Source organism: Aeromonas sp. QDB03, from assembly GCF_027707985.1.
Classification (GTDB): domain Bacteria; phylum Pseudomonadota; class Gammaproteobacteria; order Enterobacterales; family Aeromonadaceae; genus Aeromonas; species Aeromonas hydrophila.
The window spans coordinates 1-3,149 of record NZ_JAPCJG010000024.1 but is presented as its reverse complement, the minus strand read 5'-3'; the positions used below and the strand labels follow the sequence as shown (position 1 = coordinate 3,149).

Annotated in this window: 3 protein-coding genes; all 3 read left to right on the top strand. The window is 36.5% G+C overall.

Translation table 11 applies throughout. The features are described 5' to 3' along the window. Positions 1-139 precede the first annotated feature (139 nt). The 3 genes from repM to mobV all read left to right on the top strand — a co-directional run bounded on the left by repM (position 140) and on the right by mobV (position 2,523). On the top strand, positions 140-1,054 hold the full coding sequence (gene repM, locus PG900_RS22910; protein ID WP_442866161.1) for a replication initiation protein RepM: 915 nt from the start codon (positions 140-142) through the stop codon (positions 1,052-1,054). Further along, the gene (locus tag PG900_RS22905) at positions 1,051-1,239 is read left to right on the top strand and encodes a hypothetical protein (protein ID WP_270832363.1); all 189 of its coding nucleotides are present in this window, start codon (positions 1,051-1,053) and stop codon (positions 1,237-1,239) included. Before repM ends, PG900_RS22905 begins: the two co-directional genes overlap by 4 nt. A gap of 150 nt (positions 1,240-1,389) precedes the next feature. After that, entirely contained in the window at positions 1,390-2,523 is a 1,134-nt protein-coding gene (gene mobV / locus PG900_RS22900; RefSeq protein WP_270832362.1) for a MobV family relaxase, read from the top strand. Positions 2,524-3,149: the final 626 nt, after the last annotated feature.

The window sequence follows — 3,149 nt, the reverse complement described above, 5'->3', positions numbered from 1 at the left end:
ACATTTTCTCTTGATTTAAACACATTGTAAATTATAGTGTTTAAATGTACATTTTCTCTTGATTTAAACACATTGTAAATTATAGTGTTTAAATACACATAAAATAATTATTGTGATTACTATGAAGAATGAGTTAGTAGTGAAAGATAATGCTTTGATTAACGCCAGTTACAACTTAGAAACGGCTGAACAGCGTTTAATTATGCTTGCTGTGATAAACGCAAGAGAAACAGGTCAAGGTATTACAGCCGATAGTAAGCTAGAAATACATGCTAGCGATTACGCAAAGCATTTTAATGTATCAACTGATGCAGCATACAAAGTCATGAAAGAAGCTGTAAATAACTTGTTTGAGCGTAAATTTAGCTATGTTGCTGAATATAAAAAGACAGGTAAAACAGGTGTTGTACGTTCACGTTGGGTTAGCCGTATTTTCTATGTTGATTCATTGGCTATCTTAGAAATTACTTTCGCTCCAGACGTTGTGCCATTGGTTACACGGCTTGAAGAACACTTTACAAGTTATCAATTAAAACAAGTGTCTAACCTCACCAGTAAATATGCTATCCGTCTGTATGAGCTATTAATCGCATGGCGTGAAGTTGGTAAAACACCCCAAATTGAGCTATCAGAATTTAGGCAAAAAATTGGTGTTGAAAATGGTGAATATGAACGCATGCACCATTTTAAAGCTCGTGTACTAGAGCCTGCTATTAAACAAATCAATGAGCATACCGACATTACAGCAAGCTACGAGCAACATAAGCGAGGTCGTACTATTTCAGGATTTTCATTCAGATTTAAACAGAAGCAACAGGTAAAGAAAATCGAATCTAAACGAGATCCTAATACACCCGATTTCTTTATCAAGATGACTGACTCACAACGCCATTTATTTGCTAATAAAATGTCTGAAATGCCCGAAATGGGGAAATACTCACAAGGTACAGAAAGCTACCAACAATTTGCTATTCGCATCGCCGACATGCTTTTACAACCTGAAAAATTCAGAGAGCTTTATCCAGTTTTAGAAAAAGCTGGTTTCAAAGAATGATTGAAAAAGAGATAACAAAATTTGAGAAAGAGATTTTGCTACAAGACAAAATCTCTCAGCTCGAAAACGAGCTTAAAGAATTTTCTGATCTTCAAAAAAAAGCATATAGCGATCGTCTGCAGAAAAGCATTGTCGGTTTAGAAAACCGAATTCAACGCATCAAAAAATCGCTTTATACAAACTGAAAGTTTGTCGGGGTCGAGGGGAGGATTCCCCTTGCTCATGAACTTTTAAGACCCCATAAGGGGTTTTAAAAGTGGAGTGAGTCCACTTTCGCTATCGCAAAGCTCAAAACCATCTGCTATCGTGTGCTTTTTGCGGTATTGGATCTCTCAATGTCATTTGCTATTTTGCGCCTTCAGAAATTGAAATCGTTTGCCGATGTCGGGGGCAGTCTTTCTCATAATTATCGCAATCGTGAAACGCTCAATGCCGATTCTGATCGCACTCATTTAAATGATCATGACTTAGACACAAACGAAAAATGTATGTCTGCTATTCGTGATCGTATTCCTGAGAAGCGGCGGAAAGATGCTGTTTTGTGCATTGAACATTTGATCACGGCAAGCCCCGACTGGGACGGCTGGGGCACAGAAAAAGAAACTGCATTTTTTGAGCAGTCGAAAAAATGGCTCGAAAATAAATACGGTAAAAACAATGTTGTCAGCACTACAATTCATAGAGATGAAACAACGCCCCATTTAGTTGCTTATGTCGTTCCAGTGGACGAAGAAACAGGACGATTGAATGCTAAAAAATTTATTGGCGGATCTCGACATACACTTTCACAGATGCAGACTGATTTTGCAGTTGAAGTAAAGGATTTAGGATTAGATCGCGGGGTACAGGGGAGCAAAGCAAAACATACGTCTATTCAAGAATATTATGAAAAATTGAACAATTATGAGAATGAACCAGGTATTGAAAAAGGACTCACCTATGAAGTGCCTGAACCTGAGTTTTTTGAATCTAAAAATGTTTACGGTGAAAGAGTCGCAGAAGCTGTGGCTGCTCAGATAATTGATCAAATTGCACCTCGATTCGACAATGCTAATTTATTGGCTAGTCAAACAAAAAAATTAAAAAAAGAACTGTCTGATACAAAAAAAACACTTGATGAGGTTCAGCAACGAGCAAAACCCTATTTGGATATAATCAACGAATATAACCATCCAAATCTTGAGAAAGAATTTAATAAGCAAGTTGCTAAATTAAAAGATAATTTTGATTCAGCACTTGAACATCATAGATTCCTAAAAAGACAGAAAGAACAAGAAAGATTTAACCAACACCGTGAACTTCGCAATCAATTACACTTAGAACAAGAACAGAAAAAACAACTGGCTGAGCAAGAAAGGCAGGAAAAAGAACGTTTGGCACTTTTAAGACGTCAAGAATTAGAAAAACAGCGAAAAAATGAGCCTAAAAAACCTGATAACGGCAATGATAACGACTACTCACCCTCATAATACCCATTTAAACGCAAAAAAATGGGGTTTTTAGCCATGTTTGGTGTTTTATGCATGAAAGTATAGTTGAGATAATAAAAACCTCTTAGAACGCAAATTAGAGCGTTTTAGCGAGTGTCTACGAGCGACTCAATGAAAATTTGCTTATTCCCCCCTCTGAAAAACCGCTTTTGCTTTTTAAAACAGATGAATCGCAGATGTAGCAATGCTTTCAACGCTATATCTATACGTTTATCGACCCAAGTAGTTAGCGAGTGTCTACGAGCGAAGTATTGATGCTTTTGCTCTTCAAAAAGCATGAGCATAGCGAATGCATTATCAACGCTTTTGCTTTTGCTTTTGCTCTTGAAACGACACGAGCGAAGCGAGTGCCATAGCCTTTGATTTTGACTTTTTTGGGCTTTTAATGCTTTTAAATGCTTTTAAATGCTTTTAGACAGCCTGAAAGCATTGCTATACGTGCATTTCAAGACTTATAAGCACACATTTTCTCTTGTATAAGCACACATTTTCTCTTGTATAAGCACACATTTTCTCTTGTATAAGCACACATTTTCTCTTGATTTAAACACATTGTAAATTATAGTGTTTAAATGTACATTTTCTCTTGATTTAAACACATTGTA